20 protein-coding genes and 1 pseudogene are annotated in these 24,065 nt (G+C 71.7%); 12 read left to right on the top strand and 9 right to left on the bottom strand.

The features are described from left to right. Positions 1 to 1,290, top strand: a 1,290-nt coding sequence (locus HW445_RS03195; protein ID WP_180219503.1) for an FG-GAP and VCBS repeat-containing protein, incomplete at its 5' end; no start/stop codon positions are given. A 162-nt stretch (positions 1,291 to 1,452) separates the two neighbouring features. On the opposite strand, the gene HW445_RS03190 is transcribed toward HW445_RS03195, so the two are convergent. The 4 genes from HW445_RS03190 to HW445_RS03175 all read right to left on the bottom strand — a co-directional run bounded on the left by HW445_RS03190 (position 1,453) and on the right by HW445_RS03175 (position 8,247). After that, a complete protein-coding gene (locus tag HW445_RS03190) occupies positions 1,453 to 2,163 on the bottom strand; it encodes a hypothetical protein (RefSeq protein WP_257230809.1) in 711 nt (236 codons plus the stop codon). Beyond that, positions 2,127 to 2,444 carry a hypothetical protein gene (locus HW445_RS03185; RefSeq protein WP_180219502.1) on the bottom strand — a complete coding sequence of 106 codons (318 nt, stop codon included), beginning with the start codon at positions 2,442 to 2,444 and terminating at the stop codon, positions 2,127 to 2,129. Before HW445_RS03185 ends, HW445_RS03190 begins: the two co-directional genes overlap by 37 nt. Further along, a complete protein-coding gene (locus tag HW445_RS03180) occupies positions 2,438 to 7,501 on the bottom strand; it encodes a caspase family protein (protein ID WP_180219501.1) in 5,064 nt (1,687 codons plus the stop codon). Before HW445_RS03180 ends, HW445_RS03185 begins: the two co-directional genes overlap by 7 nt. A gap of 122 nt (positions 7,502 to 7,623) precedes the next feature. Next, positions 7,624 to 8,247, bottom strand: a complete 624-nt coding sequence (locus HW445_RS03175; RefSeq protein WP_180219500.1) for a hypothetical protein — start codon at positions 8,245 to 8,247, stop codon at positions 7,624 to 7,626. Between the two features lie 324 nt (positions 8,248 to 8,571). Here HW445_RS03175 and hemL point away from each other — a divergent pair, with 324 nt between their 5' ends. From hemL to HW445_RS03135, 8 genes are all read left to right on the top strand, one after another. Further along, positions 8,572 to 9,894: a glutamate-1-semialdehyde 2,1-aminomutase gene (gene hemL / locus HW445_RS03170; protein WP_180219499.1), complete on the top strand. Its 1,323-nt coding sequence runs from the start codon at positions 8,572 to 8,574 to the stop codon at positions 9,892 to 9,894. Beyond that, positions 9,891 to 10,580, top strand: a complete 690-nt coding sequence (locus HW445_RS03165; protein WP_180219498.1) for a histidine phosphatase family protein — start codon at positions 9,891 to 9,893, stop codon at positions 10,578 to 10,580. Before hemL ends, HW445_RS03165 begins: the two co-directional genes overlap by 4 nt. Before the next feature lie 96 nt (positions 10,581 to 10,676). Then, on the top strand, positions 10,677 to 11,300 hold the full coding sequence (locus HW445_RS03160) for a TlpA disulfide reductase family protein (RefSeq protein ID WP_180219497.1): 624 nt from the start codon (positions 10,677 to 10,679) through the stop codon (positions 11,298 to 11,300). 1 nt (position 11,301) lies between these two features. Further along, positions 11,302 to 12,060, top strand: a complete 759-nt coding sequence (locus HW445_RS03155; protein ID WP_180219496.1) for a cytochrome c biogenesis protein CcdA — start codon at positions 11,302 to 11,304, stop codon at positions 12,058 to 12,060. A gap of 3 nt (positions 12,061 to 12,063) precedes the next feature. After that, the gene (locus tag HW445_RS03150; RefSeq protein WP_180219495.1) at positions 12,064 to 13,917 is read left to right on the top strand and encodes a cytochrome c biogenesis protein ResB; all 1,854 of its coding nucleotides are present in this window, start codon (positions 12,064 to 12,066) and stop codon (positions 13,915 to 13,917) included. After that, positions 13,914 to 15,020, top strand: coding sequence for a c-type cytochrome biogenesis protein CcsB (ccsB, locus tag HW445_RS03145; RefSeq protein ID WP_180219494.1), 1,107 nt, complete (start codon positions 13,914 to 13,916; stop codon positions 15,018 to 15,020). Before HW445_RS03150 ends, ccsB begins: the two co-directional genes overlap by 4 nt. A 94-nt stretch (positions 15,021 to 15,114) precedes the next feature. Continuing rightward, positions 15,115 to 15,894, top strand: a complete 780-nt coding sequence (locus HW445_RS03140; RefSeq protein WP_151772033.1) for a CDP-alcohol phosphatidyltransferase family protein — start codon at positions 15,115 to 15,117, stop codon at positions 15,892 to 15,894. A gap of 113 nt (positions 15,895 to 16,007) precedes the next feature. Next, a complete protein-coding gene (locus HW445_RS03135; protein ID WP_180219493.1) occupies positions 16,008 to 17,000 on the top strand; it encodes a DMT family transporter in 993 nt (330 codons plus the stop codon). Here the strand turns inward: HW445_RS03135 and HW445_RS03130 are convergent. From HW445_RS03130 to HW445_RS03120, 3 genes and pseudogenes are all read right to left on the bottom strand, one after another. Beyond that, positions 16,975 to 17,799 (bottom strand): annotated as a pseudogene (locus tag HW445_RS03130) (LysR family transcriptional regulator); the annotation flags it as partial. The gene HW445_RS03135 and the pseudogene HW445_RS03130 overlap by 26 nt on opposite strands. Positions 17,800 to 17,803: 4 nt before the next feature. Then, positions 17,804 to 18,229, bottom strand: a complete 426-nt coding sequence (locus HW445_RS03125; RefSeq protein ID WP_180219492.1) for a PLD nuclease N-terminal domain-containing protein — start codon at positions 18,227 to 18,229, stop codon at positions 17,804 to 17,806. A 135-nt stretch (positions 18,230 to 18,364) separates the two neighbouring features. Continuing rightward, positions 18,365 to 18,778, bottom strand: coding sequence for a PLD nuclease N-terminal domain-containing protein (locus HW445_RS03120; RefSeq protein ID WP_180219491.1), 414 nt, complete (start codon positions 18,776 to 18,778; stop codon positions 18,365 to 18,367). 136 nt (positions 18,779 to 18,914) lie between these two features. Here HW445_RS03120 and HW445_RS03115 point away from each other — a divergent pair, with 136 nt between their 5' ends. Both HW445_RS03115 and mqnP read left to right on the top strand, forming a co-directional pair. Next, positions 18,915 to 20,378 carry a menaquinone biosynthesis decarboxylase gene (locus tag HW445_RS03115; RefSeq protein WP_180219490.1) on the top strand — a complete coding sequence of 488 codons (1,464 nt, stop codon included), beginning with the start codon at positions 18,915 to 18,917 and terminating at the stop codon, positions 20,376 to 20,378. Beyond that, positions 20,362 to 21,285, top strand: a complete 924-nt coding sequence (gene mqnP / locus HW445_RS03110) for a menaquinone biosynthesis prenyltransferase MqnP (RefSeq protein WP_180219489.1) — start codon at positions 20,362 to 20,364, stop codon at positions 21,283 to 21,285. Before HW445_RS03115 ends, mqnP begins: the two co-directional genes overlap by 17 nt. A gap of 288 nt (positions 21,286 to 21,573) precedes the next feature. On the opposite strand, the gene HW445_RS03105 is transcribed toward mqnP, so the two are convergent. After that, a complete protein-coding gene (locus tag HW445_RS03105; RefSeq protein ID WP_180219488.1) occupies positions 21,574 to 22,497 on the bottom strand; it encodes an NmrA family NAD(P)-binding protein in 924 nt (307 codons plus the stop codon). 103 nt (positions 22,498 to 22,600) lie between these two features. On the opposite strand from HW445_RS03105, the gene HW445_RS03100 reads away from it, so the two are divergent. Next, positions 22,601 to 23,155 (top strand): TetR/AcrR family transcriptional regulator, encoded by a 555-nt coding sequence (locus HW445_RS03100; RefSeq protein WP_180219487.1) that lies wholly within the window; start codon positions 22,601 to 22,603, stop codon positions 23,153 to 23,155. Positions 23,156 to 23,206: 51 nt separating this feature from the next. On the opposite strand, the gene HW445_RS03095 is transcribed toward HW445_RS03100, so the two are convergent. Beyond that, entirely contained in the window at positions 23,207 to 23,824 is a 618-nt protein-coding gene (locus HW445_RS03095; protein WP_180219486.1) for a rhomboid family intramembrane serine protease, read from the bottom strand. Between the last annotated feature and the right edge of the window lie 241 nt (positions 23,825 to 24,065).

Raw genomic sequence — 24,065 nt, 5'->3', positions numbered from 1 at the left:
CCCGTCGCCGCCGCGGCCGCCGCGTACGGCGACGACTTCAACGGCGACGGCCACCGTGACTACGCCGAGTACACCTACCAGCCCGACGGCGGTGGCGTGGTGATCACCTTCGGCACCGCGTCGGGCCCGGGAACCGAGACCCAGACGGTCACCCAGGCGAGCGCCGGGGTCCCCGGTGCCGCCGAGGCCGACGACGGCTTCGGCGAACACCGTGCCGCGGCCGACTTCAACGCGGACGGCTACGGCGACCTCGCCGTGTCCGCCGTGCACGAGGACGTCGACGGCAACGAGAGCCAGGGCGCGGTGACCGTCCTGTGGGGCAGCGCGAGCGGTCTCTCCGGCGGCACCACCGTGCCCAACAAGGCGCCCGGCTCCTGGGGCGGCATGGGCCAGGACCTCGCCACCGGCGACTTCGACGGGGACGGCAGGCAGGAACTGGCCGTCATCAACGCGAACCAGGCGTTCGTCCACCGCGGCACCTTCGCCAAGAGCGGCATCACGGGCACCGTGGACACCCTCGACAGGACGACGTTCGAAGCGACCGCCCTGATCGCGGGCAAGGTCGACGGGGACGCCAGGACCGACCTGGTCGTCATCGGCGACGTCGTCACCGACACGCTGATCGCGTCGGACGCCTGGTACTTCAAGGGCGGCGCCACCTTCACCGCCGGGAAGACCCTCCGCCTGGAGTCGATCTCCGGCAATTCCGGCGAGGCCGACCGCGGCGGTGACGGCCTCATCGCCGACTTCGACAAGGACGGCTACGGCGACATCGCGATCGGCACCGAGCTGTACGACGACTACCGGGGCCGCGTCTCGGTCTGGTCCGGCTCGTCCACCGGCCCCTCCACCAGCGCCCGGATCACCCAGTCGACCAGCGGCATCGCCGGTACCCCCGAGTCGTGGGACTGCTTCGGGGCCTCCCTGTCCGCGGGGGACGTCAACGGCGACGGCTACCAGGACCTCGCCGTCGGAGCGCGCGCCGAGGCCATCGGCACCGTGGAGTACGCGGGCGCGGTGCACGTGCTGTACGGCGGCTCCGGTGGCCTGACCGGGACCGGCTCGCAGTTCTTCGACCGCGACACCGCCGGGGTGCCCGGCGCCGTCGAGTACGGCGACGCGTTCGGTCACCGGGTGCTGCTGCGGGACGTCACCGGCGACGGCCTCGCCGACCTGCACGTCGCCGGGGCGGCGTCCGCCGGCGTCCGCCTGCTGGGTTCCGCGTCGGGGGTGACCACCACCTCGGCCACGGACGTCTCGGAGACCGTCCTCCACGGCACCGTCCAGTAGGCGCGGCGGACCCGCACGAGACAGGGGCGCGGACGGCCGGGTGGCCGCCCGCGCCCCTGTCCTCGAGCGAGTCTCGTCCCCGCCCCGTCCCGGTCCCGAACCTCTCCGAACCCGGCCTCGACCCCGCCTCGGCCCAGCCCGACGGCTCGGCCCCCAGGCGGTTCAGCACGTGTCGCCCGGACTCGCGCTGGTCGCCTCGGTACCCCACGTCAGGCGGCGCTCGGACTCCCCGCCCCGCTTCCCCGGGTCGGCGGACTTCTTCCCGCCGGCGGCCTTCGTTTTGATGGTGATGCCCTTGGCGTCCATCACGACGACCTCGCCGCAGACCTTGCCCCTGGTGGTGTGGACCGTGACGACGGCCGGGTCCTTCTCCGCGGCGGGGGCCAGCCAGGTGAGCATCACTCCGGCGGCGGTGGCCAGCACCCCGACCACCACCAGCCACCGGGCGCGGTTGATCCGGCCGGCGATGTTCCCGGTCTCCGTCCTCTCCCAGGCGAGGAGTTCTCCCGGGGTCGCGTACTCCAGCAGGTCACCCGGACGCCCGTGGGCGGCCGAGGCGGCGGTGAACGCTGACACCAGGAGCGCCAGCAGACCGAGGGCCATCAGCACCACGACGCTCCAGCGGAACCCCGGGGTCAGTTCCGCCACGTTCTCACGGCCCTTGAGGACGAGCACGGCCGCGAGCAGCGCGGTGGCCGTGGCCAGGAAGTTGCGCCAGCCCTCAGCCTGGTGCCGGGCGATCTCCAGCTGGTTCTGGAGCATGTCGTTCAGCCGTTGCTCGGCCTGGAGCCTGATCGAGTGCCGCGTCATCCGCTGCGGCGGCAGCGGTGGCGTACTCAACGGCCCGCCACCGGGATCCGCACCGTCCACCATGCTCCGCACCCCTCCTCCTCCAGTGTGTTCGGGTGGGTTCCGGCGCAGCGGCATTCCATCCGTCGCCGGACGGGCACCGCGCCCTTGTCCCGCTTCCAGGGCAGCCCCTTGGCGATGGTTCCGGGCCTGACGGTGGGCAGCGCGAGCGGCCCCGCGTCCGCCTTGCACACCGGGCACGTGCCGCGGAACTCCACGATGCCGGAGTCGTCGACCGTCGAGCTCAGGTCGTCCGGAGGGTCGACCTCCTGGACGGTGAACGGGGCGTTCTGATGGCTCAGCACGGCGGTTCCTCTCCGGTGGGTCCGGGGAGCCGGAACCCGAACAGCGGGGCGTAGTAGGCGAGTCGTTCACGGACCTGCGCGACGGTGAGGTCCGTCTCCTCGGCGGCGAGCCGGAGGTGGTCCTCCGGCACGTCGCCGCGGAGCGCCGGTTCACTGCCGTTGAGGTAGCGGGTGAGGATCAGCACGTCCCGCCAGTCCGGCTCGTGGTCGTCGTCCGGGGGTTCGGGACACGACAGGGTCAGGCCGATGTCCGCGTACCGCGCCAGGAGCCGGTGGGACGTACGCAGGCCGTGACCGAGGCGGACGGCGGACACGGTCAGGGTGAGCGGCGTCAGGGTGCCCTGTTCGAGCGGGGAGAACCTGAGCAGGGCCCGAGCCGCCGACGCGGACGCCGAAGGGGCGGCGGCGTGTTCCTCGATTCCGGCGTACGGGATCCTCGGGCCGCCGAGCGATTCGTAGGCCCGCAGTTCGTCGATGCCCTGCTTCAGATCGATCCGCCGCTGCTCCGCGTAGGCGGCGACGGAATGGGGATCGACCTTCTCCCGCCACTGAAGGTTTTCGGTGCCGGTACACAGGGTGTCGACGAGGAGGTAGTTCGGCCGCAGGTTCCGTAGACCGGCCGGAACGGGTTGCACGTCGATGCCGTAGGGCGCGGCCTCCTTCTGGAACGCGTCGTACGCCTCCCCAAGGTCCAGCTCCATGCCGGTGGCCCATTGCATGAGGTGGAAGGCCTTGACCTGGTGCCGCGTCAGCGGGATCAGGTTGTAAAAAGGGTCTGTCGCCTCGTCGGAAGGAAGCCTCTGCCGGCGTTCCTCCACCGTCGTGAGCCACGCTTCCGCCGCCCGATGCGCCCCTTCCTCCACCACCCCGGCCTCCGCCAGGGCCCGTAGACCGCCGACGACCTCCTCAGGCGATCCGGGTTCCGCCGTCCTGTCGATACAGCGGAGCACGGTCGCCGTACTGAGGGGAGCCGCCAGCTCGCCGGTCGCGTCGAACAAGCACTCCCACCACGAAGGCGCCCGGCATGCGCCCAGGGCGCCAGGGTCCGGCATGTCGAGGCCGAGCCGAGCGGCGGGACCGCGCAACGTCTCGGTGACATCCGCGATGGTCCGCCCGGGTTGCCCGGCCGCGAGATTCACGAGATCGATGAGCGTCAGGCCCTTGCTCAGCAGACGTCGCGGCGAGGCGTCGCTGCCCGTCAGACCCAAGGTGCGCAGGTCGTCGGCGATGGCGGAGCTGTCGGGAATGTAGGGGTCGACCTGGTAGCCGAAGGCGGCATACCGACGGGCGATCTCCAGGATCGTCGAAGGATCGACGTTCGATGTCTCGGAGAGGTGCGCGACGCTGGCGGGAGTGAGGGCACGCGGCATCTTCTCGAGGACGTTGACGTCTCTCTGATCGGGGATCCTGGGCCCGAGCGCACCGGCGTCGGGGGGTTCCGGGACGTCGGTGACGACGGCCCTGAGCCGGTGGACGGACGCGACGACTTCGGCGACCGTCCGCTGCAGCCGGCCGGCTGTGAGGAGAACGGCGGCATGAACAGGCGGCCGCAGCCGTGTGTCGGAGTCCGCGTGCTGCCTCACCACCTGGGCGTAGGAGTCCAGAAGGGCCGCGGCGACCTTGGGGTCTCCGATCTCACGGTCCAGGATCCGCAGATCCTCGAAGGCCTGGACCGGGACGCCCGCCACGGCGTAGCGGCGCATCGCACGCAGGGCCTCCCGCAAGGAGCATCCGGTTTCCAGCGATGCCTGCACCACCTGGGCGAGGGCGGCCCAACTGCTGAGCACCATTTCCGTGGGTCTGCGAAAGACGGCGGCGTCGAGGGGAATCGGTTCGGGGAACTGCTGCGGGAACTCGAACTCCGAGCGGAGATTCCAGCTTCCCCTGACCGAGGCCGGATTCACCAACCTCGACCGCCACCAGGTGAAGAAATGACGCTCGAAGGTCTGGGCGATCTGCAGGGAGTGCTCCGCGTCACCGGGGAGACAGCCGACGCCCTTCAAGGGCAGCCGGGGTCCGTCCCTGCCGAGGGTGCGGGACGGTTCGTACCCGTGCCACTTGGTCACCGACACCTGCGCGTCGCTGTTCATCAGGCACGTGACGACCTCGAGCGCCAGCCGGGCGTCCTCGCGCGCGAGTGCCCACAGCCAGGTGAGGGGCATCGACTCCGCGTCGGTCAGCAGACCGACGTTCGCCAGGAGGTCGCGCAGGGTTTCCTCGGTGTCGAACTTCTGCAGATCGTTGCGGCTCGCGCTCAGGACGGGGGCATGCCGACGGTGGAGGTTGATCACATACCCGTGCGGTCTCTTGGCGTTCCTCACGAGGATGCCGTCGACCAGGCGGGCTCCCTCCCCACGGACCCACCACACGTTGCCGGAACCCGACTGCGGAGCCGCCAGCTCCACCGGTGCCCGCAACTCACCCGCCGGCCAGGTGTCTCTCTCCGGTACTCCGTCGATCTCCTCCTCGACCTGGATGCGCACCGGGCTGTGCCACACGTTCTCGCGGAAGAACCGGATGGGCGAGGGAGGCGTGTCGCAGAACTCGCGGCGCAGGTGGAGGACGATGTCCGTGCCGGGTTCGGTCCGCTCGGCCCGCGTGATGTGCATGAGGCCCGAGTCCGAGACCACGTGCACCTGGTGGGCGGCCGACTCCGCGCTGAGCCCCGTCTCGCTGGCCGGCCGGGTGATGACCTGGATCTCCTCCGCCAGCATGAAATAGCTGAAGACCCCGATGCCGAAACGGCTGTTCAGCTCGGGCTTGATGCCCTTGCGACGCCACCGCCGCATCTCCCGGATCCGTGTCGGCGACTGCTCGTACCGCTTTCCCGCCCGTGCGAAGAGTTCGCGGATCTCCTCCTCGGTCATGCCGATGCCGTTGTCGCTGCACCGCAGGTAGAGCCGCCCGCTCCGGTCGTCGCGGCCCATGGTGAGGGTGATGGTGTATTCGGCGAGATCCTTCACCTGGTGCGCGCCGACGGACTGTCCGGATACGTACGCGTACTCCTGACGCGCCCTGCGGCGGCGGCAGGCGTCCAGGGCGTTCTGGTAGAGCTCGCGCAGCGCCAGCATGTGGTCGCCGTACAACTGCGTGCCCATGATCAGAGGCTTGACGCCGTCCTCGGCCAGTTGGAACCGGGGAGGGGAGGCGTTGTAGTGCGGGGACCCGTCGGAGATCAGGGCGTCGGTGTTGACGTGCCGCGGCAGCCGGGAGAGGAGGAACTGGTCGGAGGGGAGATTGCCCAGTTCCTCCGCGGCCGTCGCGACGGCCGCGGCCTGACGCTCCAGGGCCACGTGCAGCGCGGCGTGCGCGCACGTCGCGTGGAGCGTCCAGTCGTCGCTGTCGTCCTGGTACGCCGCGTCGAGCCCCATTTCCTGTGCCGGGACCGGCTTGAACACGCTCTGCCGGATCTGCGTGACGACCTGCTCGGCGGTGACACCGAGGTGCGCGGCCGCCAGGTGGTCCACGACGATGCCGTCCACCGCGCGGGGGTCGATGGCCAGGAGTTCGGCCATGTGGAGCAGACCGGCCAGCTCCTTGGGGCGCCACTGCACGCTCAGCCGGCGGCCCAGTTGCTTGCTGAGCGTGTCGTTCCACTCCTTGCCGTCCGGGGCGGTCAGTACCGGCCGGGACCGCATCTGGGTGACGACCTGCAGCAGGGCCGGGCGGAGCCGCTCGACGGTGGACGGTTCGGGCCGGGGGCCCGAGACGGCGTGGGCGGCCGTGGTGATCAGGAAGTCGACGGCATCGGCCAGACTCTGGAGACCGAGCGGGTAGCCGTCCGGCGGCGCGGGCTCCTGGAGCGGATCCCACAGCTGGTCCCAGCCCGCCAGCAGGCGGTGACGCAGCCAGTGCTCAAGGGCGACCGCCGCCGGATCGTCCACGGGCCCGTTCCCCACCCGCTGCAGGCGCCGCTCCTCGATCTGCGCGTACGCCTTGCGGACGTCCGCCATGTCCTCGTGGACCTGGTCCCAGACCTCACGGCCGGTGACCGAGACGAAGTCCTCACCCGGCCCGCGCCGCGGGTAGAGCTCGCTGAGGATGCGGCGGCCGCAGGCGACCGCTGCCTCGCGGACGAAGGGCGTCGCCAGAAGGGTGACGACCTCCAGCGGACTCAGGCGCACCACCGACGACGGGGGGACCAGAGTCTCGAGCTGGTGCAGGACCCGCACCACGAACCCCAGGTCGTCCCAGGGATCCGGTCCGGCCTTGTGGGCACGGTTCGCGTCCTTCAGGATCGCCAGCACCTTGGTGACGAGCTTGCCCAGCGACGTCTTGAGGGCGGCGATCTGTTCCTCGCCCAGCGCGGTCCTGTCCCACAGCCGCGACTTGTGCAGTTCCCGCGACCACTCCTCGTAGCCCGGGCCCGCCGTGCAGATCTCGAGGCGCTCGCTGGAGGGGGAGAAGGTCTCCGCGAGCGGTTGCTGGATCACCTTGGCGCTGCTGCCGTGCTGCCGGGCGATGTCCTGCGTGCGGTCCTTCACGTGGGCGATGACCTCGCCCAGGGTGGCCGGGCGGGATTCCGGGGACAGCGCTTCGGCAAGGGCCCGGCCCATGAAGCTGCCCTCCTCGAGGGAGGCTTCGGCGATGTCGCCGGGCGGGCAGGCGTACAGCAGGGACACCGTCGAGCGCGGTCGGACGATCTTCGTCCACAGCTTGGGTATCTGGCCGTCCGGGATGTCGTCGCGGCAGGCGTCGACGCAGAGCAGGACGGTCGCGTCCGTCGCGAGCCGCGCCAGCAGCGTGTCCGGGTTCAGCTCGATCAGGCCCTCCGGTCCGGCCCCCTCGGTCGCGTCGGCCGGCACCAGGTAGTCGGCGCCGTCGATGCGCACGCCGTGGCCCGAGTAGTAGACCAGGGCGAAGTCGTCGTCCCCCAGATCCGTGAAGAGGCGGTGGAACGCCTCGTAGATGGCCGTCCGGGTGGCCTCCCCCAGTACCTCGACGCAGGACTCCTGCCAGCCCGACCCGAGCAGGGCCTCCTTGATCTCCTTGGCGTCCTCGGCGGCGACCGGCACATGGCCGGTCACCGGGATCAGCAGCGCGCGAAACCTGCCCATGACCGTGTCGTGCCCCCGCTTCACATCACGCAATGACGGACCGTCGGTGGAGGGGAATTATGCCGTGGCGCGGCCCGCCGGGGCAGGCGCGTGCGGCGTGGGGCAGGTGTGTGCGGCGGGGGCTACGGCCAGACCAGGCAGTACGGCTGGTGGCCCGCCTCGTGGAGCCGGTGGCTGAAGTCCTGCCACTCGTGGAGCAGCTGGTAGACGTTGAACGCGTCGCGGGGGCCGCCGCGGTCGGGGACCGTGGACCAGATGAACGCCGCCGCGCCCACCGCCTCCTCGCCTATCCCGCGCAGCGGGTCCACCGTGGTCATGGGCAGCTTGACCACCGCGTAGTCCTGGCGCAGCACCACCAGCTCGAGCGGCGGCACCTTGTTCAGCGGGACGCCCTCGATGCCGGTGAGGACCATCGCCGCCACCGTCTCGGGCTTGATCCGGGTGAACAGGCCGCCCATGCCGAGCTCGTCGCCGCCGAGTTCCTCCGGGCGCATGGTCTCCGGGACGCGGGCGGCCGCCGCGCCGCTCGGCGCGCCGAAGTACTTGTACGTCACGCCCAACCGGCTGCTCCTCGCCACGGGTCCCGCCGGCTTCTCGGCGCCGTCACTCTGCGCGCCCGCCCGGCGGGCCGCGGCCTCGGCCGCTTCCGTCGTCGTCTCGTCCGCCTCGCGCCGGTGCCTGCCCCGACGGGAACGCCGAGGACCCAGGTCGCCAGTCCCCTCGCCCAGTCCGCCACCGCGATGCATATCTCCACCCGACTGCTGTTCTAGGACGCGTCGCCCCCGCCGCGCAACCCGATCACCCGTTCATCGTGTCAGTGACCTCCCCCGCGCCCGTCCCACGAAACGTACACAGGAAAAGACCCGGGAGGAGGAACGCGCACGGGGTTCACGTCACAGTCTCGCAGATGGGCGGAGGCCACGCTCCGTTATCTTCCAGACCACGGCCCGGTACGGCCCACCTGCCCCGGCCGCCGGTCCACCCCGTGCCACGGGCTCCGGTTACGACCGCTGGCCTACCCTGTGGGAGTCCCCCGTAACCGCAGTCGGAGATCCGGAGAAGTCGCAGGCATGACCGTTCCGTCCTACCCCTACGAAGCCCCTGCCTCGCAGGCGCTGTTCGACCGCGCGGCAGCCGTGACGCCCGGTGGCGTGAACTCGCCGGTGCGCGCCTTCCGCGCCGTGGGCGGCACGCCCCGTTTCATGGTCTCCGGCAGCGGTCCGTACCTCACCGACGCCGACGGCCGCGAGTACGTCGACCTGGTCTGTTCCTGGGGTCCGATGATCCTGGGCCACTCCCGCCCCGAGGTCGTCGCCGCCGTCCAGGAGGCCGTGGCCCGCGGCACCTCCTTCGGCACGCCCGGCGAGGGCGAGGTGGCGCTGGCCGAGGAGATGGTGGCGCGGATCGCCCCCCTGGAGCAGGTGCGCCTGGTCTCCAGCGGCACCGAGGCCACCATGTCCGCGATCCGCCTGGCCCGCGGGTTCACCCGCCGCGCCAAGGTCGTGAAGTTCGCCGGCTGCTACCACGGCCACGTCGACTCGCTGCTGGCCTCGGCCGGCTCCGGCGTCGCGACCTTCGCGCTGCCCGACACCCCGGGCGTCACCGGCGCCCAGGCCGGGGACACCATCGTCCTCCCCTACAACGACCTGGACGCGGTGCGCACCGCCTTCGAGGCGCACCCCGGGGAGATCGCCTGCGTGATCACCGAGGCCTCGCCCGGCAACATGGGCGTCGTCCCGCCGCTGCCCGGCTTCAACCAGGGGCTGAAGGACCTGTGCGCCCAGCACGGCGCGCTGTACGTCTCCGACGAGGTCATGACCGGTTTCCGCACCTCGAAGGCCGGCTGGTTCGGCGTCGACGGCGTGGTCCCGGACCTGATGACGTTCGGCAAGGTGATGGGCGGCGGCTTCCCGGCCGCGGCGTTCGGCGGCCGCGCCGACGTGATGGCGCACCTCGCCCCGGCCGGCCCGGTCTACCAGGCGGGCACCCTCTCCGGGAACCCGGTCGCCACCGCCGCGGGCCTGGCCCAGCTGCGGCTGCTCGACGACGCCGCCTACGAGAAGCTGAACGCCGCCTCGACGCGGCTCCAGGGGCTGATCGGCGAGGCACTCACCAAGGAGGGCGTCGCGCACACCGTGCAGAGCGCCTCCAACATGTTCTCGGTGTTCTTCAGCGAGACGCCGGTGCGCGACTACGAGGACGCCAAGGCCGCCGAGTCGTTCCGCTTCACCGCCTTCTTCCACTCCATGCTGGCGAGCGGTGTCTACCTGCCGCCGTCCGCCTTCGAGAGCTGGTTCCTGTCGACGGCGCACGACGACGCGGCCCTGGAGCGGGTCGCCGACGCGCTGCCCGCCGCCGCCCGTGCCGCCGCCGGCGCGAAGGCCGCGGCATGAGCGGGGCCACGCGCGACGACGTCACCGTCGTCCACCTGATGCGCCACGGCGAGGTGGAGAACCCGACCGGTCTCCTCTACGGGCGGCTGCCCGGCTACCACCTCTCCGAGCTCGGCCGGAAGATGGCGGACCGGGTCGCCGAGCACCTCGCGCCCCGCGACATCACCTACGTCTGCGCCTCCCCGCTGGAGCGGGCGCAGGAGACGGCGACGCCGATCGCCAAGGCGCACGACCTGCGGCTCGACACCGACGAGCGGCTGATCGAGGCGGAGAACGTCTTCCAGGGCAAGACCTTCGGCGTCGGCGACGGGGCGCTCAAGCGGCCCGGCAACTGGAAGCACCTGACCAACCCGTTCAAGCCGTCGTGGGGCGAGCCGTACACGGAGCAGGTCGCCCGGATGCGCGCGGCGCTGGACGCCGCGGCGGCCGCGGCCCGGGGCCACGAGGCCGTACTGGTCAGCCACCAGCTGCCGATCTGGATCGTGCGGTCCGCGATCGAGGGACGGCGGCTGTGGCACGACCCGCGGCGCCGGGAGTGCACCCTCGCCTCGCTGACCTCCTTCACCTACGAGGGCGACCGGATCGTGGCCGTCGGCTACACCGAGCCGGCCCGGGACCTGGTGCCCGCGCACCTGCTGGCCGGCGCCAAGCCGGTCAAGGGCGGACAGAAGGCGTTCGGCGCCTAGGCCCGCCGGGAGCCCCGCGACCCCCGCTGAGGTGGGGTTTCGCGGGGCCGAGGGGGGTCCCCGAGATCCCCGGAACGGACATGCGAAACTTTTCACATGACTGGCCACAAGCGTCATTCACCTCGCAGCCGCCGCCGTGCCGTGGCCGCCGCAGCCACCGCTGCCGCCGCCGCGCTGCTGCTGTCCGCCTGCGGATCGGACAGTGACAGCGGCAATCCCGCCTCCGGCAGCGGCGCCAACTTCGTCACCAGCGACAGCGGCATCGCCACCGTCGCCGCGGGCGACCGGCACGCCGCGCCCCGGCTCCAGGGGAAGACGCTGGACGGCGGACAGCTGGACACCGCCGACTACCGGGGCAAGGTCGTCGTCCTCAACGTCTGGGGCTCCTGGTGCGCCCCGTGCCGCGCCGAGGCGAAGAACTTCGTGAAGGTCGCCGAGGAGACCGAGGACCAGGGCGTCCAGTTCGTCGGCATCAACACCCGCGACACCTCCACCCAGCCCGCCCTCGCCTTCGAGAAGGAGGAGGGCATCGAGTACCCGAGCCTGTACGACCCCACGGGCCGTCTGCTGCTCCGCTTCGAGAAGGGCACCCTCAACCCGCAGGCCATCCCCACCACGCTGATCATCGACCGGGACGGCCGGATAGCCGCCCGCGCGATGCAGCCGCTGAGCGAGGAGAAGCTGCGCGGCATGCTCGACCCGGTGCTGGCGGAGAAGTGACGTGACGCTCCTCGCCGTGGACGTCACGAACACCGTGCTGAACGGGGCCCTCCTGCTGGCCCTGCCCGTCGCGGTGCTCGGCGGTCTCGTGTCGTTCTTCTCGCCGTGCGTGCTGCCGCTGGTGCCCGGCTACCTCTCCTACGTCACCGGCGTCACCGGCACCGACCTGGCGGAGGCACGCCGCGGCCGGATGGCGGTCGGGGCCTCGCTGTTCGTGCTGGGCTTCACCGTCGTCTTCGTCTCCACGGGCGCGCTCTTCGGGTACTTCGGGCAGACGCTCCAGGAGTACAGCGGCGTGCTGTCCAAGGTGCTCGGCGTGCTGATGATCGCGCTGGGCGTCTTCTTCATGGGGCTGATGCCCTGGCTGACCCAGCGGGAGTTCCGCTTCCACCGCAGGCCGGCCGCCGGGCTGGCGGGCGCGCCGCTGCTCGGCGCGCTCTTCGGCATCGGCTGGACGCCGTGCATCGGCCCGACGCTGGCGTCCGTGCTGGCCCTCTCCAGCGACCAGGCGAGCGCCGGTCGCGGCGCGATACTGACCGTCGCCTACTGCGCCGGCCTGGGCATCCCGTTCGTGCTGGCCGCGATCGCCTTCCGCAAGGCGCTGGGGGCGTTCGGCTGGGTCAAGCGGCACTACGTATGGGTGCTCCGCATCGGCGGCACCATGATGATCGTGACCGGTGTGCTGCTGCTCACCGGCGTCTGGGACCTGCTCGTGCAGCAGATGCAGACCTGGACCACTGGCTTCACACCGGGGATCTGATCCATGAGCGAGACCACCACCGAACCGACCAGCGAGGCGGGCGACACCGAGGCGCACGCCCGGCTGTCCACCGCGCCGGTGGAGGAGTCCGGCTCGACCGCCGTGCCCGGCTCCTTCGGCGGCCGCCGCGCCCCCGGCCCGTGGGGGTGGATCACCTGGACCGCCCGGGAGATCACCGGCTGGGTCCGCTGGTTCTGGCGCCAGCTGACCTCCATGCGCACCGCGCTGCTGCTGCTCCTGCTGCTGTCGCTGGCGGCCATCCCCGGCTCGCTGATCCCGCAGAACGGCGTCGACCCGATGAAGGTCGAGCAGTTCCGCGAGGAGAACACCACCCTGACGCCGCTCTACGACGCGCTGGGCATGTTCGACGTGTACAGCTCGGTGTGGTTCTCCGCGATCTACATCCTGCTGTTCGTCTCGCTCATCGGCTGCATCGTGCCCCGCACCTGGCAGTTCGTGGGCCAGCTCCGGGGACGCCCGCCGGGCGCGCCCAAGCGGCTCGACCGGATGCCCGTGTACACGACCTGGCGCACCGCCGGGCAGCCCGAGGAGGTCCGTGAGGCCGCCCTCGGCGTGCTGCGCAAGCGGCGGTTCCGGGCCCACACGGTGGGCGACGCGGTGGCCGCGGAGAAGGGTTACCTGCGGGAACTGGGCAACCTCGCCTTCCACCTCGCGCTGATCGTGATGCTGATCGCCTTCGGCTGGGGCGAGCTGTACAAGTCCGAGGGCAACAAGCTGATCGTCGAGGGCGACGGCTTCGCCAACACACCGGTCCAGTACGACGACATGCGTTCCGGCAGCCTCTTCTCCAACGACGACCTGGAGCCGTTCAGCTTCGACCTGGACGACTTCCGCGCCACCTACGCCCAGTCCGGCCCCAACCGGGGCACGCCGCGCACCTACGAGGCGGAGCTCACCTACCGGGAGGGCGTCGACGGGCCGGAGAAGAAGAAGGTCGTCGAGGTCAACAAGCCGCTGGAGATCGGCGGCACCAAGGTGTACCTGACCAGCCACGGCTACGCGCCGGTGGTCACGGTCCGGGACGGCAAGGGCGAGGTGGTCTACTCCCAGCCGGTCCCGATGCTGCCGATCGACCAGAACATCACCTCGCAGGGCGCCGTCAAGGTGCTCGACGGCTACCGCAACCCCGAGGGCGAGGAGGAGCAGCTCGGCTTCTCCACCGTCTTCGTGCCGACCTTCGCCGGCAAGGGCAGCGGGACGATGTTCTCCCAGTTCCCGGCGCTCGAGTTCCCGGTCCTGGCGGTCGCCGGCTATCACGGCAGCCTGGGCGTGGACTCCGGCATCCTGCAGAACGTCTACCAGCTCGACGACCGGAAGATGAAGCAGTTCAAGGACGAGAACGGCGACACCCTCCGGAAGATGCTGCTGCCCGGCGAGAGCATGGAGCTGCCCGGCGGCGCCGGCTCGATCACCTTCGAGAAGGAGATCAAGGAGTGGGCGAACTTCCAGGTGGTGCGCCAGCCGGCCGGCGGCTGGGCGCTGACCGGCGCGGTCGTGGCCATCGCCGGTCTGTCCGGCTCCCTGTTCATCCAGCGCCGCCGTGTCTGGGTGCGCGCGAAGGCCGGTGACGACGGGGTGACCGTCGTCGAGATGGCCGGGCTGGGCCGCAGCGAGTCCGCGCGGCTCCCGCAGGAGCTGGGCGAGCTGGTCGGCCTCGTCCACGACCGGGCCCCGACCGCGCCCGACGCAGAACCGGGCCCCGACGCCGACGGCTCGGACCCTGACGCCGACGGCCCGGACCTGGACGGCCCGGACCTGGACGGCCCGGACCCCGAGGATCCCGACTCCGACCCCGCAGATTCCCCCGTACCTTCCCCTGAAGGGGCTGACAAGTGACGACGCTCGCCGCCACGACCAACGAGAGTCTCGCGCAGATCAGCAACGTGCTGATCTACTCCGCGATGGCCGTCTACACCCTGGCCTTCTTCGCCTACATCGCCGAGTGGACCTTCGGCAGCCGCAGCAAGGTGGCCCGCACGGCCGCCGCGCTGACGTCCGGCAAGGACGACGCGGCGAAGCCGGCCGCCGCCGCACCCGCGGTGACGGTGAAGAAGGCCGGCGGCACCACGGTGCTGGAGCGCCCCGAGGTCGTCGTCCGCTCCTCGGGCACCTCCCGCGCCGACGTCCCGGACGGCCCCGGCGCCCACGGCGGCGACGAGCAGGGCGACCTGTACGGGCGGATCGCGGTCTCGCTCACCGTCCTCGGCTTCCTGCTCTCCTTCGGCGGCGTGCTGACCCGCGCGCTGTCGGTGCAGCGGGCGCCGTGGGGCAACATGTACGAGTTCAACATCACCTTCACCACGGTGGCCGTCGGCGTGTACCTGGCGCTGCTGGCCTTCCGGCGCAACGTCCGCTGGATGGGCCTGCCGCTGATCACCGCGGTCCTGCTGGACCTCGGCGTCGCCGTGACGTGGCTCTACACCGACAGCGACCAGCTCGTACCCGCGCTCCACTCCTACTGGCTGTACATCCACGTCTCCACCGCCATCCTCTGCGGCGCGGTGTTCTACGTGGCGGCGGTCTCCACGATCCTCTACCTGTTCCGCGACTCCTACGAGAACAAGCTGGCCACCGGCGGCACGCCGGGCCGGTTCGCCACCTCGGTCATGGAGCGGCTGCCCGCCGCGAACTCGCTGGACAAGTTCGCCTACCGGGTCAACGCGGCGGTCTTCCCGCTGTGGACGTTCACGATCATCGCGGGCGCCATCTGGGCGGGCGACGCCTGGGGCCGCTACTGGGGCTGGGACCCCAAGGAGACCTGGTCGTTCATCACCTGGATCGCCTACGCCTGCTACCTGCACGCCCGCGCCACCGCCGGCTGGAAGGGCCGCAAGGCCGCCTACCTGGCGCTGCTCGCCTTCGGCTGCTGGCTGTTCAACTACTACGGCGTCAACATCTTCGTCTCGGGCAGCAAGCACTCCTACGCCGGCGTGGAGTGACGCCTCGGGCAGAGGGGGCGGCTCCGGGCCCGTCCGGAGCCTCCCTTACCCTGGCCGTCACTCAGCCCGTCGGTGGAAGGAACAAGTGAACATGGTGGCTGCTGCCCCGGTCCTGGAGGAGCTGCGGGAGGTCTGCCAGCCGCAGGCCAAGCTGGCCAGCCGCAACGGCGAGCACTGGGCCGGCCGGCTGTACATGCGGCGGATATCCCTGCGCGTGACGCGTCAGCTGGTGCGGACGCCGGTCACCCCGGACGCGCTGACCTGGACGATGGTCGTCTGCGGTGTCGCCGCGGGCGCGGCGCTGCTGATCCCCGGGCTCACCGGCCCGGTGCTGGCCGCCGTGCTCTTCCAGCTCTTCCTGCTGTTCGACTGCGTCGACGGCGAGGTGGCCCGCTGGAAGGGGCAGAACAGCGCGGCCGGCATCTACGTCGACCGCCTCGGCGCCTACCTCGCCGACGCCGCGCTGCTGGCCGGCGCCGGATTCCGGGCCGCGGGCTGGGGCGAGGGCGGCGGCTTCGACGGATGGGTCTCGCTGGGCCTGTTCACCGCGATGGGCGTGGTCCTGCTCAAGGCCTCCACCGACCTGGTGGACGTCGCCCGCGCCCGGCGCGGACTGACCGTGGCGGACGACGAGTCGACCCGCCCGCGCTCCGAGGGCGTGGCCACGCTGCGCCGGGTCGCCGCCGCGTTCAAGATCCACCGGCTCACCAACGGCATCGAGGCGTCCCTGGTCCTGCTGGCCACCGCCGTGGTCGACGTCGCCCTCGGTTCGCTGGACGCCACGCGGACAGCCCTGGTGGTCCTGGCGGCCGTGACCTGGGTGATGGTCCCGGCGCACCTCTTCTCGATCCTCTCCTCCTCCCGCCTCCGCTAGCGGTCGCTCCGACCCCTGTGACCTGGGGTCATCGGCAGGGCCGATGGCCCCATCGGGAGCACGCCGCACTCGGGCGTGGCCCCCGTCGGAGGGCGGACCGTAGCGTCTGTGGCATGACAAACGCGAGGACGAACGAAGGCAAGGGAATCGCCCAGCTCACGGCGGCCATGGTGCTGTCCGGGACGATCGGCGTGTTCGTGGTCGAGTCGGGGGCCTCCTCGCTCAACGTGGTTTTCTTCCGGGTCCTGTTCGGCGCGCTGGCCCTCGGCGCCTACGTCGCCGCCCGCGGCTGGTTCCGCGGACACGGGTTCACCCGGCGGAGCCTGGCACTGACCGTCCTGGCGGGGCTGTTCATCGTCGGGAACTGGATCCTGCTCTTCGAGTCGTACGGCAACACCTCCATCTCGGTGGCGTCCGTCGTCTACCACATGCAGCCGTTCTTCGTGGTGGTGTTCGGCGCCCTGCTCTTCCGGGAGCGGCTGACCGCCGCCACCCTCGGCTGGGTGGGCCTCGCCTTCGTGGGCCTGGTGCTGGTGTCGGGCGTGCGGCCGGAGGACCTGGTCTCGGGCGACGGCGACTACCTGCTCGGCATCGGCCAGGCGCTGGGCGCCGCCGTGCTCTACGGACTCGCCACCCTGGTGGTCAAGCGGGTGCGCGGCGTGCGTCCGCATCTGATCGCCCTGGTCCAGGTCGTCGTCGGCATCCCGCTGCTGCTGCCCTTCGCCGACCTCGGCGCGATGTCCGGTGCGGGAGCCGGCGCGTGGGGCTGGCTGGTGGGGCTCGGCGTCTTCCACACCGGTGTGATGTACGTGCTGATGTACGCCGCCTACGCCGAGCTGCCCACCGCGAAGATCGCGGTGCTGGCCTTCGTCTACCCGGCGGTGGCGATGCTCGCCGACTGGGCGGTGTACGGGCACCTCATGGGGTGGGTGCAGGCGCTCGGCCTGCCGCTGATCGTGTGGGCCAGCCTCAAGGTCACGCTGCGGAAGCCGGCGGCGGCGAAGCCCGCTGCTCCCGCAGCAGTTGCCGGGTCCGCTCCACGAACAGACGCGCGGCGGGAGTCAGCTGCTTCCCGGCCCGCCACGCCAGTTGCGAGTGGAGAGTGAACGACGGCCGCCAGTCGAGGCGCTGAAGCGTCCCGGCGGCCAGCGCGTCGGCGACCGTGACCTCGGGGAGCAGGGTGATCCCCAGGCCGGTCGCCGCGGCGCGTTTGGTGGCCTCCACGGTGCCGAACTCGCGGAAGGACACCGGCTCGCCCCCGGTGGCGGCGGTCAGCTCGGCCTCGAACCGGTCGCGGAAGGCGCAGCCCGACTCGACCGCCAGGAGCGTGGCCCGGCACAGTTCGGCGGTGGCCACGGGCCGCCCGGCCAGCGGGTTCCCCGGGGCGGCGACCAGGGCCAGCGGCTCCGGCAGCAGCACCACCGTCTCCAGCCCGGCGTGCTCGGTACCGGCTTCCATCAGGAAGCCGAGGTCGTAGACGCCGCGCCGCAGCGCGTCGATGGTCTCGTCGCCGATGGTGGTGCGCAGCGAGAGCCGGACCTTCGGGTAGCGGTGGTGGAACAGCTCGAACAGCGGGGGCAGCCGGTAGGACGTGAGCGATTCGATGGTGCCCACGGTGAGGTGCCCCGAGGGCTCGCCCGGCGCGACGGCGGCGGCACGGGCCTCGTCGGCGAGGTCCAGGAGGCGGCGGGCGTAGGGGAGCAGCCGCTCCCCGGCCGCGGTGAGCCGGATGCGGTTGCCGAGCCGGTCGAACAGCTCGACTCCCAGGTCCTGTTCGAGGGCCCGGATCTGCGCGGTCACCGTGGACTGCGCGTACGCCAGGTCGGCCGCGGCGCGGGTGAAGCTGAGCCGGGTGGCGACCTTCTCGAAGGTCGCCAGCAGCCGCAGTTCGAGCGCTCCGGACACGGGGTCAGCCGTTCCCGCGGTCCTGGCCGTCGCGCCCGTCGCGCCCGTCGCGCTCCTGGCGGCGCAGTTCCTCCTCGCGGCGGCGCAGGTCGGCCTCCCAGTCCTTCAGCAGGGCCTCGTCCCGCTTGTTCTCCTCGGCCAGCCGCGCGAGGAACGCCGGGTCGTTGTCCGGGGCGGTGGGTGCGGTGGTGCGGTGGTTGCGGTGCCACTCCGAGGGCGTGGAGCCGCGGTGGGCGGTGGCGCCGTCACGGACCTTGCCGGCCACCAGCCAGGCGATGGGGCCGACCAGCACCTCGCCGAGGAACAGGATGATCAGCACCCACACCACCTTGGGCAGGCCGCGGACCTTCTCCTCGGGGGTGTTGAGGCAGTCGATGAAGGCGTATATCCACAGGGCCAGCACCAGCAGGAACGGCAGGATCCGGAGCATGTCGAAGGTCCCCCCTGGACGCGACGCGTTGTTCGAACGGTGAGGACCGGCAGACTAGCGGCTGCGCACGACAGCTCCCACCGGCGGCTCCCGCGGCGGGCCGCCGGCTCTCCGTGGTGCCGGCTCCGCGGGGCGTCAGCTCTCCGGGGTGTCCTTGTCCTCGTCCCGCTCGCGCTTGTCGTCGCGCGGCGGCTGCTTGCCGGAGTCGTCCGTCTCCCGCGGCTCCTCACGCTTCCTGCGCGTCTCGTCGCCCAGCGACTTGAGGAAGTCCGGGTTGTCGTCGGGAGCCACGAACCGCTGCCGGCGCTGTCCGCCGCGCGGCCGCGGCGAGCCGTCCTCCGCGCCAACGCCACCGCCCGCGCCGTGGCGGACCTTGCCGGCGATCAGCCAGGCCACCGGGCCGATCAGGGCCGTGCCCAGCAGCAGGATCACCAGCGCCCAGACCGGCTTGGGCAGGACCCGGACGTCTTCCTCGGGGGTGTTCAGGCAGTCGATGAAGGCGTAGATGGTCAGGGCCAGCACCAGGAGCAGCGGCAGGATCCTCAACATGACGGGCGTACCCCCAGCGAACGACGGGCGGGACGGCGGCAGCCGACCCGGACGTCACCCAGGGTAGCGGCTGGGCGGGTGCTTCGTCCGAGGGGCGGACGCGGTGCCCGAAGGGCCCTCGGCGATACTGGGGGGCATGGCTTACGACGATCTTCGCTCCTTCCTGCGGGCCCTGGAGCGCGACGGAGACCTGAAGCGGGTGACGGCCGAGGTCGACCCCCACCTGGAAGTCGGGGAGATCGTCGACCGGGTCCAGAAGTCAGGCGGCCCGGCCCTCCTCTTCGAGAACGTCCGCGGCTCCGCGATGCCGCTGGCGATGAACGTCTTCGGCACCGACCGCCGCCTGCTGAAGGCGCTCGGCCTGAAGTCGTACGAGGAGATCGGCGAGACCATCGGCGGGCTGCTCAAGCCCGAACTGCCGCACGGGTTCGTGGGCGTGCGGGAGGCCTTCGGCAAGCTGGGCACCATGACGCACGTGCCGCCGAAGAAGGTGAAGGACGGCCCCGTGCAGGAGGTCGTGCTCACCGGCGACGACGTCGACCTGGAGCAGCTGCCCGCGCTCTTCACCTGGCCGCAGGACGGCGGCGCCTTCTTCAACCTCGGCCTGACCCACACCAAGGACCCCGAGACCGGCGTCCGCAACCTCGGTCTCTACCGCCTGCAGCGCCACGACAAGCGCACCATCGGCATGCACTGGCAGATCCACAAGGACAGCCGCAACCACTACCAGGTGGCCGCCCGACGCGGCGAACGGCTGCCGGTGGCCATCGCCTTCGGCTGTCCGCCCTCCGTCACCTACGCGGCGACCGCGCCGCTGCCGGGCGGCATCGACGAGTACCTGTTCGCCGGGTTCGTCGCCGGCCGGCGGATCGAGATGGTCGACTGCAAGACCGTGCCGCTCCAGGTGCCGGCCAACGCCGAGGTGGTCCTCGAGGGCTGGCTCGAGCCGGGCGAGATGCTCCCCGAGGGGCCGTTCGGCGACCACACCGGCTTCTACACGCCGCAGGAACCGTTCCCCGCGCTGACCATCGACTGCGTCACCATGCGCAGGAAGCCGCTGCTCCAGTCCATCGTGGTCGGCCGGCCGCCGACCGAGGACGGGCCGTTGGGGCGGGCCACCGAGCGGTTCTTCCTGCCGCTGCTCAAGATCATCGTGCCGGACATCGTGGACTACCACCTGCCCGAGGCGGGCGGCTTCCACAACTGCGCGATCATCTCGATCGACAAGAAGTACCCGAAGCACGCGCAGAAGGTCATGCACGCCATCTGGGGCGCGCACATGATGTCGCTGACCAAGCTGATCGTCGTGGTCGACTCCGACTGCGACGTGCACGACCTGCACGAGGTCGCCTGGCGCGCGCTCGGCAACACCGACTACTCGCGCGACCTGACGGTCGTCGAGGGCCCCGTCGACCACCTGGACCACGCCTCCTACCAGCAGTTCTGGGGCGGCAAGGCGGGCATCGACGCGACCGCGAAGTGGCCCGAGGAGGGCTACACCCGGGACGGCGGCTGGCCCGAGATGGTCCTGTCCGACCCGGAGACGGCGGCGAAGGTCGACCGCCGATGGAAGGAGTACGGCATTGACCGCCGCCGCTGACACAGCCGCCGGGTCCGTCCCGGCGGAGCCCCGGCCGGGGCGGGTGCGGGCCTTCCTGCGCCTGGTGATGATCGAGCACTCGGTCTTCGCGCTGCCCTTCGCCTACATCGCCGCGCTCACCGCGATGTTCACCGTGGACCGGTCGGTGCACTGGGTGGACCTGCTGCTGGTGACGGTGGCGATGGTCGCGATGCGGACCTTCGCGATGGCGGCGAACCGGATCATCGACCGGGAGATCGACGCCCGCAACCCGCGCACCGCCCAGCGGGAGCTGGTCACCGGAGCGGTGTCCGTGCGGACGGCGTGGACCGGGGCGGTGGTCGCGCTCGCCGTCTTCCTCGTGGCGGCGGCGCTGCTCAACCCGCTGTGCCTGATGCTGGGGCCGGTCGCCGCGGTGCCGATGGTGGTCTACCCGTACGGCAAGCGGTTCACGAACTTCCCGCAGGCCATCCTGGGGCTCGCCCAGGCCATCGGGCCGCTGGGCGGCTGGCTGGCCGTCACGGGGGAGTGGTCCTGGGAGGCGGTCGTCCTCGGCCTCGCCGTGGGCATCTGGATCGGCGGGTTCGACCTGATCTACGCCTGCCAGGACGTGGAGACTGACCGCGCGGTCGGCGTGAAGTCGGTGCCGGCGCGCTTCGGGATCCCGGCGGCGATCTGGGGCGCGCGGGGCTGCCACGTGGTGACGACGGCGCTCTTCGCCTGGTTCGGCCTGCTCACCGGGGCGGGACTGTTCTTCTGGCTGGGCCTGCTGGTCGTGGCCGGCGCGTTCGTCTACGAGCACACGATCGTGCGGCCGCACGACCTGTCCCGCCTCAACCGGGCGTTCTTCAGCGTCAACGGCTTCATCGGCATCGCCCTGTTCCTCTTCGCCCTGGTCGACCTGGTGGTCCGCGGCCTGACCGTGTGACCCGCGGTGCGCCCGCCACCGGGAGGGGACACCTCGGGCAGGCCGCGGTGACCGTCCCGGGCGGACCTCGCCCGTGACCGTCCCGGGCCGCACCTCGCCGGGCGGTCCCGAGGTGGACACCGGGCGGTTGCCGGTCCCGTCCCTGGTCCACGTCCCCGTCCCTGGCCCCGTCGCTCTCCGCGTCCCCGTCCATGGCCCCGTCCTCGGGCTGGTGCGGGGACGGGGACGTCAGGTCCGGCCCGGGAGGGGCAGGCCCTCCCGGCGGACCGGACGGGACGCGGTGCCCTCTCAGGCCGTGGGCCGCATGTGCCTCCGCGCCCATTCCGCGAAGCTGGTGAGCGGGATGCCGAGGTCCCTGGCGTACTGCGGGCGGCCCGGCTGGCCGGCCACGTTCAGCCACTCGTGGCCGGCTCCCATCGCCGGCATTCCGGCGGCGAGGGCTTCCTCCTCGGTCATGTCCGGTGCGGACAGGCGCGTGCCCACGGCGCGGGAGAGGACCTCGGCGATCTCCGTCATCGACAGGTAGTCGCTCGCCAGCTCCAGCTCGACCCCGTGGAACCGTTCCGGAGCGGCGACGGCCGCAGCGGCGGCCCCGCCGATGTCGTCCACCGTGACCAGGGACAGCCGGGTCTCGGGGCGCAGGACGCTGACCAGGCCGCCCTCGATGCCGCGCGGGAACAGGAACGCCATGGAGGGGAGGAAGTTCTCCATGAAGAAACCCGGCTTGAGAAGCGTCCAGTGGGGGAAGCCGGCCGCCCGGACCCGGTCCTGGATCGTGCTCTTGGCGCCCAGGGAAGGCTCCAGCGAAGCCCAGCGGCCTTCGGCCCAGCCCGGAGTCCCGGTGTGTCGGCCGACGCCGGAGGCGGACGTGTACACGAACTGCGGCACTCCGGCGGCCTTCGCGCCCTCGACGAGGTTGACGCCCTGTGCCACCTCTCCGTCGAAATCGAAGCCCTCCGGTGTGATGGCGGGCATCTGCACCGAGAAGACGGCGCGGACGCCCCTGGCGGCCCGGATCACGGAATCGAGGTCGTGAAGGTCGCCGGTGACCAGTTCCGCGCCGAGTGTCTCGACGGCCTTCGCCCGGTCGGTGGCAGGGTCGCGCACAAGGGCGCGGACGGGCACCCCCGCGGCGAGCAGTGCGCGGGCGGTGGCACCGCCCTGCCTGCCGGTGGCGCCGGTGACCAGGACAGGTGCGGAGTCTTCGGACATGGATGCTCCTCAGGACGCTCGTCCGTTAAACGGCGGGGTCCGCCGTTTATGCTCGGGTACGATACGGCGGGCCCCGCCACTTAGCAATCCCGGAGGTGACACCGTGCCCGAACGTCAGCGTGCGGACGCCCGGCGCAACTACGCGCGCATCCTCGCCGTGGCCGAGGAGGAGGTCGCCGCCCATGGGGCCGACGCCTCCCTGGAACAGATCGCCCGCACCGCGGGGGTGGGCTCGGCGACCGTGCGCCGCCACTTCCCCACGCGCCGTGCCCTGCTGGAGGCGGTATCCCGCCAACGGATCGAGGCCTTGTGCGTCCGCGCGCACGACCTGGCCGGCGAGGCCGACAGCCGTACCGCGCTCCTGACCTGGCTGAGTGACGTCGTCACCTACTCCGTCTCCGCCCGTGGGCTCGCCGCGGCGCTGGCGTACGACGGCCCGGTGGACGAGAACTCCTGCTCGGCGGCGCTGGAAGAGGCGGCGGACCCTCTGCTGCGTCGCGCCGTGCGGGATGGCGCGGTGGCCGCCGGAGTCACTGTCGCCGACCTGATCACGCTGGTCATCGGCATCGTCCTCGCCACGGAGCACCACCCCGACTCCGCCGCCCGCGCGGACCGGCTGTTCGGGTTGGCCGTGGCGGGACTGAGCCCGCAGAGCTGAGCAGGGCACACGACCGGTGGGGCCCGCAGGACCTCGCCAGGTGACGAAGCGCTACTGGGCGGCGCGGCCGCGTCGGGCCAGGAGGAATGCGGCGGCCACGCCGGAGAGCAGGCCGATCAGGTGGCCCTGCCAGCTGACGCCCGTCTGCGTGGGGGCCAGGCCCGCCAGGATCGAGCTGCCCCACACCGCGGTGATCAGCACCGCGACCAGCACGCCCAGCGGCCGCCGCTCGACGAACCCGGCGACCAGCAGGAACCCGAAGAGGCCGAAGATCACGCCGGAGACGCCCGCCGTGTTCACCCCCGACGGGGATATCAGCCACACGCCCAGCCCGTCGGCGACCACGATCAGCGCGACCACCGCGAGGAACCGCCGTATCCCCCCGAGCGCGGCCAGGAAGCCCAGTACCAGCAGCGGCACGGTGTTGGCCGCCACGTGGGCGAAGCCGAAGTGGATGAACGAGGCGGGGACGACGTCCGCCAGCTCGGCGGGGACGCGGGGAACGACGCCGAAGCGGTCGAGGGCGTTGCCCAGCAGGACGTCGGCGATCTCCAGGAGCCACAACAGGGCGACCCAGCCCACCACCAGCTTGACGGCCAGCCGCGCCCGGTCCCCGCGCGACACCGCCGCACCGGGGCTCGCGCCCGCACCGCCACCGATGGCTGCCATGGATCCCCCGTCCCTCGTCCCTCGCGTGGACCGCCTGCCCCCAGAACGCTTTGCACCCCTTGTCCGGTTCCCGGGTTCGCCCATCGGAATCGAAATCCCTTGCGGCCCACCGCCACGGCCCGGAAAGAATCACCCCCATGCCCACCCCCGCCGACCGGCTGCTCTCCGCGCTCGACCCCCTGCCCTTCGCCGCCCGGCTCGCGCGCACCGCGACGACCGCCCGCGACCTCGCCCGACAGGA

This window comes from Streptomyces sp. UH6 (genome assembly GCF_013421635.1).
Classification (GTDB): domain Bacteria; phylum Actinomycetota; class Actinomycetes; order Streptomycetales; family Streptomycetaceae; genus Streptomyces; species Streptomyces abyssomicinicus.
Note: the sequence above shows the minus strand (reverse complement) of the source record. Positions and strands in the feature narration are given on the sequence as shown.

Excerpts from the sequence above, each read along its gene's own strand:
- HW445_RS03180 (WP_180219501.1), bottom strand. The coding sequence starts at position 7,501 with ATGGGCAGGTTTCGCGCGCTGCTGATCCCGGTGACCGGCCATGTGCCG.
- hemL (WP_180219499.1), top strand. The coding sequence starts at position 8,572 with ATGACCGTTCCGTCCTACCCCTACGAAGCCCCTGCCTCGCAGGCGCTG.
- HW445_RS03135 (WP_180219493.1), top strand. The coding sequence starts at position 16,008 with ATGACAAACGCGAGGACGAACGAAGGCAAGGGAATCGCCCAGCTCACG.
- HW445_RS03190 (WP_257230809.1), bottom strand. The coding sequence starts at position 2,163 with ATGGTGGACGGTGCGGATCCCGGTGGCGGGCCGTTGAGTACGCCACCG.
- HW445_RS03095 (WP_180219486.1), bottom strand. The coding sequence starts at position 23,824 with ATGGCAGCCATCGGTGGCGGTGCGGGCGCGAGCCCCGGTGCGGCGGTG.
- HW445_RS03150 (WP_180219495.1), top strand. The coding sequence starts at position 12,064 with ATGAGCGAGACCACCACCGAACCGACCAGCGAGGCGGGCGACACCGAG.
- HW445_RS03175 (WP_180219500.1), bottom strand. The coding sequence starts at position 8,247 with ATGCATCGCGGTGGCGGACTGGGCGAGGGGACTGGCGACCTGGGTCCT.
- HW445_RS03105 (WP_180219488.1), bottom strand. The coding sequence starts at position 22,497 with ATGTCCGAAGACTCCGCACCTGTCCTGGTCACCGGCGCCACCGGCAGG.
- HW445_RS03120 (WP_180219491.1), bottom strand. The coding sequence starts at position 18,778 with ATGTTGAGGATCCTGCCGCTGCTCCTGGTGCTGGCCCTGACCATCTAC.
- HW445_RS03125 (WP_180219492.1), bottom strand. The coding sequence starts at position 18,229 with ATGCTCCGGATCCTGCCGTTCCTGCTGGTGCTGGCCCTGTGGATATAC.
- HW445_RS03160 (WP_180219497.1), top strand. The coding sequence starts at position 10,677 with ATGACTGGCCACAAGCGTCATTCACCTCGCAGCCGCCGCCGTGCCGTG.
- HW445_RS03115 (WP_180219490.1), top strand. The coding sequence starts at position 18,915 with ATGGCTTACGACGATCTTCGCTCCTTCCTGCGGGCCCTGGAGCGCGAC.
- HW445_RS03165 (WP_180219498.1), top strand. The coding sequence starts at position 9,891 with ATGAGCGGGGCCACGCGCGACGACGTCACCGTCGTCCACCTGATGCGC.